This is a genomic window from Micromonospora sp. SD19, from assembly GCF_054462275.1.
Genome location: NZ_JBTLMN010000006.1, coordinates 89,971 through 105,024, shown reverse-complemented (window position 1 = coordinate 105,024; position 15,054 = coordinate 89,971). Strand labels below are relative to the sequence as shown.

Below are 15,054 nucleotides of genomic sequence, written 5' to 3'. Positions count from 1 at the left end.
TGGGATGCGGGTGCTTGTTGTCGGGGGTAGTGGGTTACTCGGGCGGTCGGTTTGTCGGCGGGGCCTCGGGCTTGGTTGGTCGGTTGTTGGGACGTTCTACTCCGGTGAGATCGACGTGCCGGGTGTCGAGGCGCGTCGGCTGGACGTGACCGACCGGGCCGCCGTGCGTGCGCTGGTCGCCCAGGTGCGGCCGGACGCCGTGGTCGGGACCCCCTATCGGTACGAGAACTGGGCGGTCACCGCCGACGGGGCCGCGCACGTGGCGCTCGCCGCCGCCGAGGTGGGTGCCCGGCTGGTGCACCTGTCCAGCGATGCGCTGCACGCCGGACGACCCGTGCCGTACCTCGACGACGAGCCACCCACGCCGGTGCATGCGTACGGGGCTGCGAAGGCCGCCGCCGAGACCGCCGTGCGGGCGATCGACCCCGGCGCGGCGGTGGTGCGGACCTCGCTGATCGTGGGGGAGGGCAGCAAGCAGATCCAGCTCTGCCGGGACGCGCTCGCCGGCCGGGCCACCCTGTTCAGCGACGAGCTGCGCTGCCCGATCGACGTCACCGACCTGGCCGACGCCGTGCTGGAGTTGGTCGCCTCGGCGTACGCCGGTCTGTTGAACGTGGCCGGCCCGGACGCGGTCAGCCGGGTCGAGCTGGGCCTGCTGGTCGCCGAGCGGTACGGCCTGGATCCGGCCGGGTTGAAGAGCACCACCAGCGCGGCGAGCGGCCTGGTCCGCCCGACGGACGTACGCCTCGACTCCACCCGTGCCGCAGGCCTGCTGCGTACCCGGCTGCGCGGAGTTCGCGAAGTCCTCGCCCCCTGAACGGACTCATCCACACTTCCTGTGCACAACAGTTGTGCACAGGAAGTGTGCAGAGATAGTGTGCAGCCATGGAGAACCCCCCACCCGACGGCCGCACCGAGCCACGGCGCGTCGATCTGGACGGCCGGCAGGTTCGCGTGCTGGCCCACCCCCTGCGGATGCGGCTGCTCGGCTCGCTGCGCATCGACGGCCCGGCGACCGCGACGGCCCTCGCCGAGAAGCTGGGCACCAACACCGGCGCGACCAGCTACCACCTGCGGCAACTCGCCGAGGTGGGGCTCGTGGCCGAGGATCCCGACCGGGGCACCGGTCGGCAGCGTTGGTGGCAGGCCGCGCACGACATGAGCCACTTCGACCCCACCGACTTCGACGAAGACCCGGATACCCGCGCCGCCGTCCAGTGGATCCAGGCGGACCAGGTGCGGCTGATGGGTGAGCTGGCCGAGCGTTGGATGGCCGTCGAACACCACCAGACTCCGGCCTGGCGCGACGCCGCCGGGATGAGTGACCTGGTGCTGCCGCTCGACCCGGACCGACTGCGTGCTCTCAGCGACGACCTCTGGGCGGTGCTGATGCGCTACCGCGACGAGGCCGCGACCGATGCCCCCGACGTCAAGCCCGTGCACGTGTTCCTGGCCGGCTTCCCACGTCTGGACGAGCGCTGGTGAGCGCGCTGACCGTACGCCAGGTTCGGCGTCGTTACCTCACGCTGTACGGCCTGCGCTGGCTGCCCACGGGTCTGATGATCCCGGTGATGATCCTGCTGATGCAGGAGCGCGGCCTGACGTTGCCGCAGATCGGGCTGGTCGGCACGGCGCAGGGGCTGCTGGTGCTGGCGCTGGAGTTGCCCACGGGTGGGCTCGCCGACGCTCTCGGCCGGCGACCGGTGCTGCTCGCCGCCGGCGTGCTCAACCTCGCCTCGTTGGCGCTGTTCGCGGTGGCCGACTCGTTCGTGCTGTTCTTCGTGGTCTGGGCCTTGCAGGGCATCTACCGGGCACTGGACAGCGGCCCGTTGGAGTCCTGGTACGTCGACGCCACCCTGGCCGCTGACCCGGAGGCCGAGTACGAGCGCGGCCTCGGTTACGCCGGCACTGTCATCGGCGGGGCGATCGCCGGCGGCGCGCTGCTCAGCGGTGGTCTCATCGCGCTCGGCCCGATCGGGCCGGTCAGCGCGCTCACGGTGCCCGTGTTGGCCGCCATCGTCGCGCAGGCGGCGGCGCTCGTCGCGCTGGTCGTGCTGCTGGTCGAGGAGCGGCCGGCCACCGGGTTCGCGGCGCTGCGGGCCTCGGTGGTCCAGGCGCCCCGGATGATCGGCCAGGCCGTCGGGCTGCTGCGTCGCTCCCGGGTGCTGCTGGCGTTGGTGGCCGTCGAGCTGTTCTGGGGCTTCGGCATGGTCACCTTCGAGTCACTGCTGCCGGTCCGGCTCGCCGAGGTCATCGGCGACCCGGAACGCGCGGCGGCGCTGCTCGGACCGGCGAACTCAGCCGCCTGGCTCGCCTCGGCGGCCGGCGCGGCACTGACTCCACTGCTGCTGCGCTGGTTCGGCGCCGCGCCGGGTGCGGCCATGCTGCGCATCCTCCAGGGCGTGACGGTGGTCGGGATGGGGTTGTTCGCGGGGCCGGTCGGCGTGCTGGTGGCGTATCTGGCCTGCTACGCCGTGCACGGCGCGTCCAACCCGCTGCACAGTGGGTTGCTGCACCGGCAGGTCGACGGCCCGTACCGGACCAGCGTGCTCTCGCTGAACTCGATGATGGCGGCACCGGCCGGCGCGCTCGGCGGGGTGGTCCTGACCGCGATCGCCGCCGCTGCCAGCGTGAGCACCGCGATGGTGGTCGGCGCTGTGGTGCTGGCCGTCGCCGCACCGCTCTACCTGCCCGCCTGGCTGGCCGGGCGTCGGGCCGCCCCGGCTGTGGAGCCGACAGCGGTTCCGGTTCCCGCCGCCGACCGCTGAGGAAGGGGGCCCCTTGTCCGCGAGGGGCCCCCTTACTGCCGTCAGGCGAGGCGGATCGAGCTGAGCGGAAGAGTGTTGGTGTAGCCGAGGCGACGGTAGAGCCGCGCCGCGCCGACATTGTGCGTGTAGACGCCGAGCCCCACTGTGTCGTGGCGCCCCAGCAGCGCCCGGGTCATCCCGGCGGTCAGGGACGCGCCCAGCCCTCGACCTCGTTGGTCGGGGGCGACGGTCAGGCCGGCGAGGAAGCCGATGTCACCCTGGCTGCGGTCCGCGCCGCACGCCACCAACCGGTCGCCGGCCCGGATGCCGTACCAGTCCACCACCCGTGGGTCTCCCGGGCGGGAGGTGCTGCTGGGGAACGACTGTTCGACCAGCGCCGCCAGCGCCGGCTGGTCGGCGTCGGTGAGGCGTACCACCGACTGCTCGTCCGGCTGCGTCGGCGGCGACGCGTCGGTCCAGTGGAAGTCCCAGTCGCTGTGCTCGGCCACCGCCAACCGGTCGGCCAGCAGAGCGCGATCGTGTCGCGGCAGGTGCAGCCGTTGTCCGGGCTGGAGCAACCCGTCGGCGGCGAGCGCGACACAGATCTCCAGCGCCGGTTCGGCCGGGCCGATCGCGCAGCCGACCGGTCCGTGCTCGGGCGGGACCAGCCACAGCACGGCGCCATCGCGCCGGTACGCGCGGGCCGGCACGGCCCCCCGGAGCGCGTGCCGGGCGAACGGGTGATGGCCGACGGCGGCCAGGATGGCGCTCCGGTCCTGGAGCCCCCGGTCGTCGATGATCATGCGGTTCAGCCTAGGAGGCCGGGGGTGGAACGTCCGCGCCGGGCCGGCGCGGGGTAGCCACCTCCACCGTGGAGATTGGCGAGTCGACCGATTGGGTACATCACGCGCCGACCTACTGGGAACCCCCACCGGAGGACCGACATGCTCGCCATTCTCGCGGCCATCGTCTTTGGCTTTGCCCTGCTGCTCGACCTGCTCGACACCAACTTCGGCGCACCCGACCTGTTCAACTGGAACACCCTGGTGCTCATCGGACTACTCCTGCTCTCGCTCTACCTGGCCGGCGTGGGCAGCGGCCCGCGCGGCGGTGGCGGCGGTGGCGGTGGCCGCTGGTACCGGGGTCGTCGCCCCGGGCGTGGCTGACCGGAACCGATCACTGGCAGCGGGCCCACGGCGCGATTCCGGCGTCGTGGGCCCGGCCCGGTACTGTCTTCGTGATGGAGTCCGACGCCCTCTTCTCCCTCGGTGAACCGACCGGGTCGCGCAGCGCGCCCGACGGTCCCGCCGGTGTCGACGGCTTCACCGCGGTGGCCGACGATTCGCCCCTGCCGGTCCGGATGCGCCCGGTCACCCTCGACGAGTTGGTCGGGCAGGAGCACCTGCTCGCTCCCGGTGCACCGCTGCGGCAACTGGTCTCCGGCGGGGCGCCGATGTCGGTGATCCTCTGGGGTCCGCCGGGCAGCGGCAAGACCACCATCGCGCACCTGGTGGCCGGGGCCACCGACCGCCGCTTCGTGGCCATGTCGGCGCTCTCCGCCGGGGTGAAGGACGTCCGGGCGGTGATCGAGACGGCCCGCCGCCAGCGCCGTTCCGGCGGCCCGCAGACAGTGCTCTTCATCGACGAGGTGCACCGGTTCAGCAAGACCCAACAGGATTCGCTGCTCGCCGCCGTCGAGGACCGCACTGTCACCCTCCTGGCGGCGACCACCGAGAACCCGTACTTCTCGGTCATCTCACCGTTGCTGTCGCGGTGCGTGCTGCTCACCCTGCAACCGTTGGACGACGAGGCGGTGCGGGGCCTGCTGCGCCGCGCGGTCGCCGACAAGCGCGGCCTGGACGGTGCGCTGACCCTCACCACCGAGGCCGAGGACCACCTGGTCCGGCTGGCCGCCGGTGACGTCCGCAAGGCCCTCACCGCCCTGGAGGCGGCGGCGGCCTCCGCCACGGCCCTCGGCGGCGGGCGGATCGACCTGGCCACCGCCGAGCAGGCGGTCGACGTGGCGGCGGTGCGCTACGACCGCGACGGCGACGCCCACTACGACGTGGTCAGCGCCTTCATCAAGAGCATGCGCGGCTCGGACGTGGACGCCGCGGTGCACTGGCTGGCCCGCATGCTGGTCGCCGGTGAGGACGCCCGCTTCATCGCCCGTCGCCTGGTCATCTTCGCCAGCGAGGACGTGGGCATGGCCGACCCGACCGCGTTGAGCGTCGCCACCGCCGCCGCGCACGCTGTCGAGTACGTGGGCCTGCCCGAAGCGCAGCTCAACCTGGCCCAGGCGGTGATCCACCTGGCCACCGCGCCGAAGTCGAACTCGGCCACCACCGCCATCGGCGCCGCGATCGCCGACGTCCGGGCCGGTCGCGGTGGCCCGGTGCCCCGAGGGCTGCGCGACGCGCACTACGCCGGTGCGCGTGGGTTGGGCCACGGGACCGGCTACCGCTACCCGCACGACGACCAGCGCGGCGTGGTCACCCAGCAGTACGTTCCGGACGACCTGGTGGGCACCGACTACTACCAGCCCAGCCCACACGGCGCGGAGCGGTCGGTGGCCGGCCGGCTGCCGCTGCTGCGCCGGATCGTGCGTGGTCTGCCGGCCCCGGCCGCGCGGCCGACGCCGGCATCCGAGCCGTCCGTAACGGCGCAGAACGCGCCAGCGCTATCCCCGGGGGTCGCCCGTCCGACGACGGACACGGGTGCCCCCGGCATGATGCAGGACAGCGGCACCGACGCCGCAGGAGAGGGTCAACAGTGAGATCGCGTGGTGGGGACCGCCCGGACGAGGGCCCGGACGAGCGGCGCGATCCGCGTGCCAAGACCCGCCGTTGGGGTCGTGGCCGGGCGGCCGAGCCGGAGCCGGAGGAGCCGGTCGCCGGCGAGGAGTTCGGCTGGATCGACGACCTGCGCTCGGCCAAGCAGCAACGCACCGAGCTGGGCCCGGACGGCGCACCGGCGGAGCCGAACCGCCCCCGGGGCGGCATGCCGCCCGCAGACCCGGCCGGGCCGCCGGCCCAGGCCGCCCCGCGTACGCCGGCAGAGCCGCCCGGTGCGCGCGGCGGTGGGCCGGAGGCCTCGGCGCCGCCGACCCCGCGTCAGGGTGAGCCGGGCGTCGCCGCCCGTCGACCGGTCGACGGCCCCTGGCCGGGGGAGACGCCGCCAGCGGGCCGCCGCCCGGATGACCGGCCATCCGCCCCGGTCCCCGGCGCACCCGGGCAGCCACCGCGCCGAGGCGTGCAGCCGGTGCCGGGCGCCCGCGCCGCCGTACCGCCGTCTCCACCCACCGCCCGCCCGGGCGGGGGTGACCCGACCGGCCCGCAGGGGCCTCGCCCGGCGCCCGACGTGCCCGGCGGCCCGGCTCGTTCTCGCGGTGCGGCGGCCCCTCCGGGCCCACCCGTGGGCCCACCGGTCTCCGGCGCGCCGGCCGGTCGTCGTCCGGACGCCGCTGTGGCGCCGGGCCGTCGTCCGGACACCGTCGGGCCCGGCGGACATCCCGACGCGATGCCGCCGCTGCGCCGTCCGGACGCCGGCCCGCCGGTCCGCCGACCCGGCCCGGAGCAGCCGGTCGAACCTGGCCGTGCCCGGCCGACCGCCGACGGCATGCCCGCCGGTCGACGTGCCGCCGGCCCGACACCCGACCCGGCGCGGGCCGCCGGAGCACCCACCGCCGGCGGGCCGACCCGCTTCGACGGCGCGCCGGCTGGCGCGGTGCCGCCGACCGTGGACGGCCCGCGGCCCGACCCCGCCGTCGATCGTGGGCCGCGCGCCGCCCGGCGTCGTCCGGGCCCGGGCGACCCCGGCGCCCCCGAGCCCGTCGAACGGCCCGCCGCCGAACGTCCCCGTCCGGCAGCCGGCGGGCGTCGCCGCGCCGCGGAACCCGACGAGCCAGCGGTGCCCCGCTCGGGCAACGCGCCACCGGTGCCCCGTGCGGGCGAGGCGCCACCGGTGCCCCGCTCCGGAAACGCGCCGCCCGTGCCCCGTGCGGGCGAGGCGCCGCCCGGGCCCCGCTCGGGCAGCGCGTCGTCGATGCCCGAGGCGCCCGGCGCACACAGCGGCGCCCATCCCACCGTGAGCCCCGCCGACGGCACCGGTCGGCGTCGGGTCGTCTCCGACGAACCGGAACGCCGAACGCCACCCGGTGGCGAACCCCGCGTGGACCGGCCGGAGCGGCCGGCGGACTGGCTGCGCCAGGCCGGCCGGCTGCCGCACACCGACCCGGGCCTGCCGGTGGTCAACCGCCGCGAGGGCAGCCCGCCGGCCGGAAGTCGCCGTCCGGCGTCGCCCACCGGGCCGGGAGAGCACGCCGACCAGGCGTCCGGTCGCCTCGCCGTGCCGGACCCGGCCGCCGACCGCACCGCCGCTCGCCGGCCCGCCGGCCCGCCGGTCGACCCGGGCGCCGACGCACCGACCGGTCGTCGCGCCGTCCGGCCCGATCCGCTGGGGTCCACCGGAGAGCAGGCGTCGCCCTATCCGCCGGCCCCCGGCGAGCGGACCGCCCGTGGTCGGGGCGCCGCGGCCGTACCCACTCCCGACCCCACCGTCCGGCGTGGCCGGGCCGCGGCGGGGCCCGGTCCGGACGCACCGCCCACGGCGGACCCGACCGGCCGCCGACGTCGTCCGGCAGTCGAGCCCGGCCCCGACGGTACGGCCGGTCCCGGTCGACCCGGGCCGGCCAACGACACCGGCGAGGACCCCTACGGCGGTGGGCGACCCGCCCCCGGCGTCGGTCCCGCCGCTCGGGGCGCCGCCCGCTCCACCCCACCCGGCCGGGCGAGGCCCATCCCCGGCGACGCGCCGGCACCCGGCAGCGGGCGTCGGGGCGTTGACGGCCCAGCGCGCCCCGGCCCGGGTGTCGAGGCGGCCCCCCGGGACGCGACCCGTCCGGACGGTCCGGCCCGTGCGGCGGTGCCGCCGGGCGTGGATGGTCCGCCACGGTCACGTCCCGACGGTCCTGCTCGCGCGGCGGTGCCGCCGGGCGTGGACGGTCCGCCACGCTCACGTCCCGACGGTCCGGCTCGCGCCGCCGTCCGTCCCCCCGGTGTGCAGCCGCCCACCGACGAGCGGACCACCGGTGAGCCGGGGCCGGCGGGTCCGGCCCGTGGCGGTGCGTCGGTGGGCCGACCCGCGCCGGCCGACCGTGCCGCCGGGCGGGCCCTGCCCCCGCATCGGGAGCCCGGCCGTGCCGAGCCGAGCGGTGTCGCGCCGGTGCCGCCGCCCGGACGTGCCGGTGAGCCCGTCGGCGTGGCGCGCGCCGCCGTGGTGGTGCCCTCCGCGTCCGGTCCGGTCGACCGGCCGGCGCCGGAGCCCACCGACGGACCGGCGCTGCGCGCGGCCGGCCAGGACGTGCCGGACGACGACGCCGCGCCGGGTGCCCGTTCCGAGGAACGCCGGCAGACCCGGGAACGACGCCGCCTCCGCGCGGCGGTGTTGGTGCTGGTCAGTGTCGTGCTGCTCGGCGCGGTGCCGCTCTTCTTCGGCCTCCGGACGCTGAGCCGTGACCCGGTCTTCGACAACCTGGACCAGCTCAACGTGCCCGGTTGGGCGGCCGCGAAGACCGTCGACGACGTCAGCGGCAGCCGGTGGTGCCTGATCGACTGCCGGTTGCGGGAGCGGACCGTGACCTCGGAGAAGGCGCCCGAGGAGACCGCGCGGGTCTACGAGGACGCGCTGCGTGCGGACGGGTGGCGGCCGTGGAAGGTGAGCCGCTGCCCGGAGCAGCAGACGAAGGGCAGCTACACCTGCTGGCGTCGCGACGAGCTGACCCTCGACCTGTGGGTCCGCGAGCCGACCTGCGTGCCACCGCCGGTGGACGGCGAGCCGGCAGTCGTGCCGTCCGGTGACCCGTCGGCCGCTGCGACCGAGTGCACCGGCTCGTTGGTGTCGGTGAAGGTGCGCAATGCGATCGACGACGAGCGGACCAGGCCGCAGCCGACCACCGACCCGTCACTGACCGGTGAGGATCCGTTCCCCACTGTCAGTGCGGATCCGCTGGGCGAGCTGACACCCTCACCGTCCTGAGCCGGTCTCCATCACGGACGGTAGGGTCTGGGGCTGGCGGGCACGCCCGCCGTCGGTCAACGCCGACGGCTCGGCGGCCGGCCCGGGTGTCATGGTGGTGCGTTCCGAGGACGTCGGGTCCTGCGGAACTCTGCATGAGGAGGACAGGCATGGGCGACATTGGAGCGATCGCGGCGCTGATCGCGGCATCCGCGTTCGCGGTGCTGGTGCTCATCCTGACGCTGCCCATCCTGCGGCTGCGGCACACGGTTGACGCCACCACCCGCATGATCAACGACCTCAATGATCGGACGGCGCCGCTGCTCGGCGACGTGAACACCACTGTGAAGAACGTCAACACCGCGCTGGAGCAGGTGCAGACCTCGCTCGACGGGGTGAACCTGCAGTTGGCGAAGGTCGACACCATGACCAGCCACGCGCAGAACGTCACCGCCAACGTCGCCAACCTGGCCACCGTCGTCTCCGCCGCGGCTGCCAACCCGTTGGTCAAGGTGGCCGCGTTCGGCTACGGCGTGCGGAAGGCCGCCGCCGGCCGCCGGCACGCCGAGACCGAGCGCCAGGTGCGCGACACCATCAAGCAGCAGCGACGGGCCGCGCGACGCGGCAACAGCTGACCGGCCGGACCAGGGGGTAGCGGGACATGAAGCGCTTGTTCTGGCTCGGCGTCGGAGTGGCCGTCGGCGTGATCGTGGTACGTCGGGCGACCCGGACCGCGCAGGCGTACACGCCGGCCGGCATCGCCAGCTCGCTGACGGAATCCGCTGGCGGCCTCGTTGAGTCGCTGCGTAGTTTCGTGGAGGACGTCCGGGTCGGGATGGCCGAACGCGAGCAGGAGATCCACCAGGCGTTCGCCCAGGGCGAGGCGTTCGACGATCAGTTCGCCGACCTGCGGGAAGACCCGCGGATCGGCGATCGAGAAATCTTTCCGGAGGAACACCAGCGATGAAGACGGCGGAGATCAAGCGGCGGTACCTCGCGCACTTCGAGGCGAATGGCCACACCGTGGTGCCGTCCGCTCCGCTGCCCGCCATCAGCGACCCGAACCTGCTGTTCGTCAACGCCGGCATGGTGCAGTTCGTCCCGTACTTCCTGGGTCAGCAGACTCCCGCGTACCAGCGGGCGGTCAGCGTGCAGAAGTGCATCCGCACCCCGGACATCGACGAGGTCGGCAAGACCAGCCGGCACGGCACGTTCTTCCAGATGAACGGCAACTTCTCCTTCGGTGACTACTTCAAGGCCGGGGCGATCCCCCTGGCGTGGGAGTTGTCCACGAAGCCGATCGCCGAGGGTGGTTACGGGCTCGATCCGGATCGGATCTGGCCGACGATCTACCTCGACGACGACGAGGCGTACGAGATCTGGCGGTCGGTGGGGGTGCCCGCCGAGCGGATCGTCCGCCGGGGCAAGGCGGACAACTTCTGGTCGATGGGCATCCCCGGGCCGTGCGGCCCGTCGTCGGAGCTGTTCTACGACCGGGGCCCGGAGTACGGCCGTGAGGGCGGGCCGGCGGTCGACGAGGACCGCTACATGGAGTACTGGAATCTCGTCTTCATGCAGTTCGAGCGGGGCCCTGGTACCACCAAGGAGGACTACCCGATCCTGGGTGACCTGCCGGCGAAGAACATCGACACCGGCATGGGCCTGGAGCGGATGGCCTCGATCCTGCAGGGCGTCGACAACCTGTACGAGATCGACGAGGTCCGGCCGATCCTGACCCGGGCGGCGGAGCTGACCGGTAAGCGGTACGGCGCGCACTCCGGGCACGTGGCCAGCGAGTCGCACCCGGACGACGTCCGGCTGCGGGTGATCGCCGATCACGTTCGGACGGCGTTGATGCTGATCGGCGACGGGGTGACCCCGTCGAACGAGGGTCGCGGGTACGTGCTGCGCCGGATCATGCGTCGGGCGATCCGGTCGATCCGGCTGCTCGGCTGGCAGGACCGGGCGCTGCCCGAGCTGCTGCCGGTGGCCCGCGACTGCATGTCCCCGTCGTACCCGGAGCTGGCGACCGACTTCGACCGGATCGCGGATTACGCGTACGCGGAGGAGGAGGCGTTCCTGTCCACCCTGCGGGCGGGGACGACGATCCTGGACACCGCGATCGCGGAGACCCGCACGGCGGGCGGCTCCGCCCTGTCCGGTGCGAAGGCGTTCCAGCTGCACGACACGTACGGCTTCCCGATCGATCTGACCCTGGAGATCGCTGCCGAGCAGGGCCTCACTGTCGATGACGAGGGTTTCCGGCGGCTGATGGCCGACCAGCGGACCCGGGCGAAGGCGGACGCGCAGGCCCGCAAGACGGGGCACGTGGACCTGTCGGCGTACCGTTCGGTGCTCGACGCGGGTGGGCCGGTGACGTTCACCGGGTACAGCGAGGTGTCCCGCGAGTCGACGGTGCGGGCGCTGCTCGGCGCCGACGGCCCGCGCCAGGCGGCGACCGAGGGTGACACCATTGAGTTGGTGCTGGACACCACCCCGTTCTACGCCGAGGGCGGTGGCCAGCAGCCCGACCAGGGCATGATCACGGTCGGTGGCGGGCAGGTCGAGGTGCTCGACGTGCAGCAGCCGGTGCCCGGCCTGATCGTGCACCGGGCCCGGGTGATCCGGGGTGAGGTACGCGCCGGTGAGGCCGGCTTCGCCGAGATCGACACGACCCGGCGGCGGGCGATCTCCCGGTCGCACACCGCCACCCACCTGGTGCACCAGACGATGCGGAACTTCCTCGGTGAGTCGGCCACCCAGGCCGGGTCGCTGAACGCCCCCGGTCGGCTCCGGTTCGACTTCAACACCCCGACGGGGGTGTCGCCGAGCGTCCTGCGTGACGTGGAGCAGCAGGTCAACGAGGTGCTGCTGGCCGACCTGGAGGTGCACGCCTTCATCACCTCGTTGGACGAGGCGCGGCGGATCGGCGCGATGGCGCTGTTCGGCGAGAAGTACGGCGAGGAGGTGCGGGTCGTCGAGGTGGGTGACTACGCCCGGGAGCTGTGCGGCGGCACGCACGTGGCCCGCTCGGCCCAGCTCGGCCTCGTGAAGATCCTCTCCGAGTCGTCGATCGGTTCCGGTGTCCGCCGGGTCGAGGCGCTGGTCGGCATGGACGCGTTCGGTTTCCTGGCCAAGGAGCACCTGCTGGTCTCCCGGTTGGCCGAGCTGTACCGGGTGCCCAACGACCAGGTCGCCGACCGGGTGGAGCAGACCGTCACCCAGCTGCGCGACGCCGAGAAGGAGCTGGAGAAGCTGCGCGCCCAGCTGGTGCTGGGTGGCGCGGCGGCGCTCGCGGCCCAGGCCAAGGACGTGCGCGGGGTCGCGTACGTGGGCACCGAGGCGCCGGAGGGCGCGGCCGGCAACGACGTGCGCACCCTGGCCCAGGAGATCCGCGGCAAGATCGACCCGGCGCGGCCGGCGGTGGTCGCGGTGGCGGCCCGGTCGAACGGCAAGGCGTCCCTGGTGGTGGCGGTCAACGCGGCGGCGCGCGGTCGGGGCCTCGCGGCGTCGGATCTGGTGAAGGCGGCGTTCTCGGGGCGCGGCGGTGGCAGTCCGGACCTGGCGCAGGGCGGCGGTCTGCCCGCGGCCGAGGCGCCGAACCTGCTGCTCACCGTCGAGAAGGCGATCACCGAGGCGTGATCAATCATTACTGTGGGTCAGGGCGGGCCATCTGGTCCGCCCTGGTTCGTACCTGGCCGGTGGTGACCGTCGGTGGCTGAGCTGACGCGTGGGGTGCGGATCGGCGTGGATGTCGGTCAGGTGCGGGTGGGTGTCTCCCGCTCGGACCCGGACGGGATCCTGGCGACGCCGCTGGTCACCCTGGCCCGTGACCTCACGGCGGCGCCGGACGCGGTGCCGAGCGACCTCGCCGAGCTGGCCGCGTTGGTGGCCGAGCACGAGGCGGTGGGGGTTGTCGTCGGCCTTCCGGTCAACCTCGCCGGCAAGCACGGCCCTGCGGCCGCCCACGTGAAGGCGTACGCTGACCGACTGGTCGATGTGATAGCGCCTGTCCCGGTAACGCTCACTGACGAGAGGATGTCGACCGTGGTCGCTTCTCGTAGGCTTGCCGAGCGTGGCGTCCGAGGTAAACGTCAACGTGCGGTTGTCGATCAGGCGGCCGCGGTGGAGATCCTGCAGAGCTGGCTGGACGCGCAGCGGAGGCGGACGTAATGATCGACGATCTGGACCTTGGGTTCGACGAGCCGGAGCGGGGGGAGAAGGGTCGGCACCGGCGCGGCTTCCGCAAGCGCAAGAGCGGGTCCGGCGGCGGCCGGGGCAAGACATTCCTGGCACTGCTGATGGCCCTGGTCCTGCTGGGCGCGATCGGCGGCGGCGCGTTCTACGGCTTCGACCGGATCCAGAACTACTTCGTCACCCCCGACTACGACGGCAGCGGGGCCGGTGAGATCACCGTCGAGATCAAGAACGGCGCGCTGCTCGCCGACATGGCCGACGCCCTGGTGGCGGCCGATGTGGTGAAGAGCCAGAAGGCCTTCATCGAGGCGGCCGAGGCCGAGTCGCGCAGCAAGAACATCCAGCCGGGCACGTACAAGCTGCGCAAGCAGATGAGCGGTGAGAACGCCGTCGCCGCGATGCTGGACCTGAAGAACAAGATCGTCAACGGGCTGACGATCCCCGAGGGCCGCACGAGCTTCAACATCTACAAGCTGCTCTCCGAGAAGACCAAGATCCCGGTCAAGGACTTCCAGGCCGCCGCGAAGGACCCGGAGGCGCTCGGCGTCCCGGACTGGTGGTTCAAGCGCGACGACGGTAAGAAGATCGTCAAGTCCGTCGAGGGCTTCCTCTTCCCGGACACCTACGAGATTCCGCCGAAGTCCACCGCGGAGAGCATCCTCAAGCTGATGGTGAATCGCTTCCTCTCCGTCACCGGGGAGATGAAGTTCGCCGACCAGGTGCAGGAGAAGCGCAAGGTCAGCCCGTACGAGGCACTGATCGTGGCCTCACTGGCCCAGGCCGAGGCGGGCAACAAGGACGACCTGGGCAAGGTAGCCCGGGTGGCCTACAACCGGGCGTACGGCGAGTTCAACTGCAACTGCCTGGAGATGGACGTCACCGTCAACTACTACCTGGAGTCGATCGGCAAGCCGACCAAGTCGTCCAAGCAGATGACCGCGGCCGAGCTGGACGACCCGAAGAACCCGTACAACCGCAAGCTGCGGGGCATGATCCCCACCCCGATCAACAACCCCGGCAAGGAGGCCCTGGAAGGGGCGATGAACACGCCGCCGGGCAAGTGGCTCTACTTCGTGGCCATCGACAAGGAGGGCCACTCCGAGTTCGCCGAGACGTACGAGCAGCACCAGCGCAACGAGGCCAAGGCCCGGGAGGCCGGGATCATCTGATGGCGCTCAGGCGGCGGGCGGCGGTGCTCGGCAAACCGATCGCGCACTCCCTCTCCCCGGTGATTCACAACGCCGGCTACGCGGCGGCGGGACTGACCGGGTGGTCGTACACCCGGATCGAGTGCGCGGCGGCGGAGCTGCCGAATCTGGTCGTCGGCCTGGGCCCGGAGTGGGCCGGGTTGTCGGTGACCATGCCGGGCAAGGAGGCGGCGCTCGCGGTGGCCGACGCCGCCTCGCCGGTCGCCGCCGCCGTCGGCGCGGCCAACACGTTGGTACGCCGTCCGGACGGCTCCTGGTACGCGGACAACACCGACGTCGCCGGCATGGTGCACGTCCTCACCGACGCCGGGGTGAGTGCCGGTGCCGCCGTGACGGTGCTCGGTGCCGGTGGGACGGCCCGCGCCGCGCTCGCCGCCGCCGCGCAGCTGGCCTGCTCGGCGGTGACGGTGGTGGCCCGCCGACCGGAGGCGGTCGACGAGCTACGGCCGGTGGCCGACGCCGTGGGTGTCACGCTGACGCCCGCCCCATGGGCCGATGCGCCCCGGCACCTCTCGACCGCCGACGTGGTCGTCTCCACAGTGCCGAAGGGCGTCGCCGACCCGCTGGCCGGCGCGGTGGCCTGGCGGCCGGGCACTGTGCTCTTCGACGCGCTCTACGACCCGTGGCCGACGCCGCTGGCGACCGCCGCCGACGCGGCCGGCTGCCGGATCGTCTCGGGCCTGGATCTGTTGCTGGCCCAGGCGGTCGGGCAGTTCGAGCAGTTCACCGGCGTGGTCGCGCCGAGGGCGGCGATGGCCGCCGCGCTGGCGGCGGCTCGCGCCGGCTGAAGCGTCCACACCTTAGCTGACGGTTAAGACGCGCTTACGGAAAACTGTCCTACCTGCGACCTGTGCTGGTCATCGATACGCTGCTCACCGTTATGGACG

General features: G+C 73.4%; 13 protein-coding genes. 12 read left to right on the top strand and 1 reads right to left on the bottom strand.

Annotation, left to right across the window (positions count from 1 at the left end; all coding sequences use genetic code 11):
* Positions 1–4: 4 nt before the first annotated feature.
* The 3 genes from ACX27O_RS20600 (at position 5) to ACX27O_RS20590 (ending at position 2,768) form a co-directional block, all read left to right on the top strand.
* Positions 5–817, top strand: a complete 813-nt coding sequence (locus tag ACX27O_RS20600) for an SDR family oxidoreductase (protein WP_358136414.1) — start codon at positions 5–7, stop codon at positions 815–817.
* 68 nt (positions 818–885) lie between these two features.
* Positions 886–1,485, top strand: coding sequence for an ArsR/SmtB family transcription factor (locus tag ACX27O_RS20595; protein WP_358126551.1), 600 nt, complete (start codon positions 886–888; stop codon positions 1,483–1,485).
* Positions 1,482–2,768, top strand: coding sequence for an MFS transporter (locus ACX27O_RS20590; protein WP_435817689.1), 1,287 nt, complete (start codon positions 1,482–1,484; stop codon positions 2,766–2,768). Before ACX27O_RS20595 ends, ACX27O_RS20590 begins: the two co-directional genes overlap by 4 nt.
* A gap of 41 nt (positions 2,769–2,809) precedes the next feature.
* Here the strand turns inward: ACX27O_RS20590 and ACX27O_RS20585 are convergent, their stop codons facing one another.
* Positions 2,810–3,550: a GNAT family N-acetyltransferase gene (locus tag ACX27O_RS20585; protein ID WP_358126554.1), complete on the bottom strand. Its 741-nt coding sequence runs from the start codon at positions 3,548–3,550 to the stop codon at positions 2,810–2,812.
* Positions 3,551–3,691: 141 nt separating this feature from the next.
* On the opposite strand from ACX27O_RS20585, the gene ACX27O_RS20580 reads away from it, so the two are divergent.
* The 9 genes from ACX27O_RS20580 to ACX27O_RS20540 all read left to right on the top strand — a co-directional run bounded on the left by ACX27O_RS20580 (position 3,692) and on the right by ACX27O_RS20540 (position 14,955).
* Positions 3,692–3,913 carry a hypothetical protein gene (locus ACX27O_RS20580; RefSeq protein WP_030335598.1) on the top strand — a complete coding sequence of 74 codons (222 nt, stop codon included), beginning with the start codon at positions 3,692–3,694 and terminating at the stop codon, positions 3,911–3,913.
* A 74-nt stretch (positions 3,914–3,987) separates the two neighbouring features.
* The gene (locus ACX27O_RS20575) at positions 3,988–5,523 is read left to right on the top strand and encodes a replication-associated recombination protein A (protein ID WP_030335599.1); all 1,536 of its coding nucleotides are present in this window, start codon (positions 3,988–3,990) and stop codon (positions 5,521–5,523) included.
* A 2,585-nt stretch (positions 5,524–8,108) separates the two neighbouring features.
* Positions 8,109–8,783: a hypothetical protein gene (locus ACX27O_RS20570; protein ID WP_210857835.1), complete on the top strand. Its 675-nt coding sequence runs from the start codon at positions 8,109–8,111 to the stop codon at positions 8,781–8,783.
* A gap of 149 nt (positions 8,784–8,932) precedes the next feature.
* Positions 8,933–9,397 (top strand): DUF948 domain-containing protein, encoded by a 465-nt coding sequence (locus ACX27O_RS20565; protein ID WP_030335603.1) that lies wholly within the window; start codon positions 8,933–8,935, stop codon positions 9,395–9,397.
* A 26-nt stretch (positions 9,398–9,423) separates the two neighbouring features.
* Positions 9,424–9,729 carry a hypothetical protein gene (locus tag ACX27O_RS20560; protein WP_030335605.1) on the top strand — a complete coding sequence of 102 codons (306 nt, stop codon included), beginning with the start codon at positions 9,424–9,426 and terminating at the stop codon, positions 9,727–9,729.
* Entirely contained in the window at positions 9,726–12,404 is a 2,679-nt protein-coding gene (gene alaS, locus ACX27O_RS20555) for an alanine--tRNA ligase (RefSeq protein WP_030335607.1), read from the top strand. Before ACX27O_RS20560 ends, alaS begins: the two co-directional genes overlap by 4 nt.
* 72 nt (positions 12,405–12,476) lie before the next feature.
* Complete coding sequence (gene ruvX / locus ACX27O_RS20550) at positions 12,477–12,935, top strand: Holliday junction resolvase RuvX (RefSeq protein ID WP_124857577.1); 459 nt, start codon at positions 12,477–12,479, stop codon at positions 12,933–12,935.
* On the top strand, positions 12,935–14,128 hold the full coding sequence (gene mltG / locus ACX27O_RS20545) for an endolytic transglycosylase MltG (protein ID WP_210857832.1): 1,194 nt from the start codon (positions 12,935–12,937) through the stop codon (positions 14,126–14,128). The genes ruvX and mltG overlap by 1 nt, the downstream gene beginning before the upstream one ends.
* Positions 14,128–14,955, top strand: coding sequence for a shikimate dehydrogenase (locus ACX27O_RS20540; RefSeq protein ID WP_030335613.1), 828 nt, complete (start codon positions 14,128–14,130; stop codon positions 14,953–14,955). The genes mltG and ACX27O_RS20540 overlap by 1 nt, the downstream gene beginning before the upstream one ends.
* The last annotated feature ends 99 nt before the right edge of the window (positions 14,956–15,054 follow it).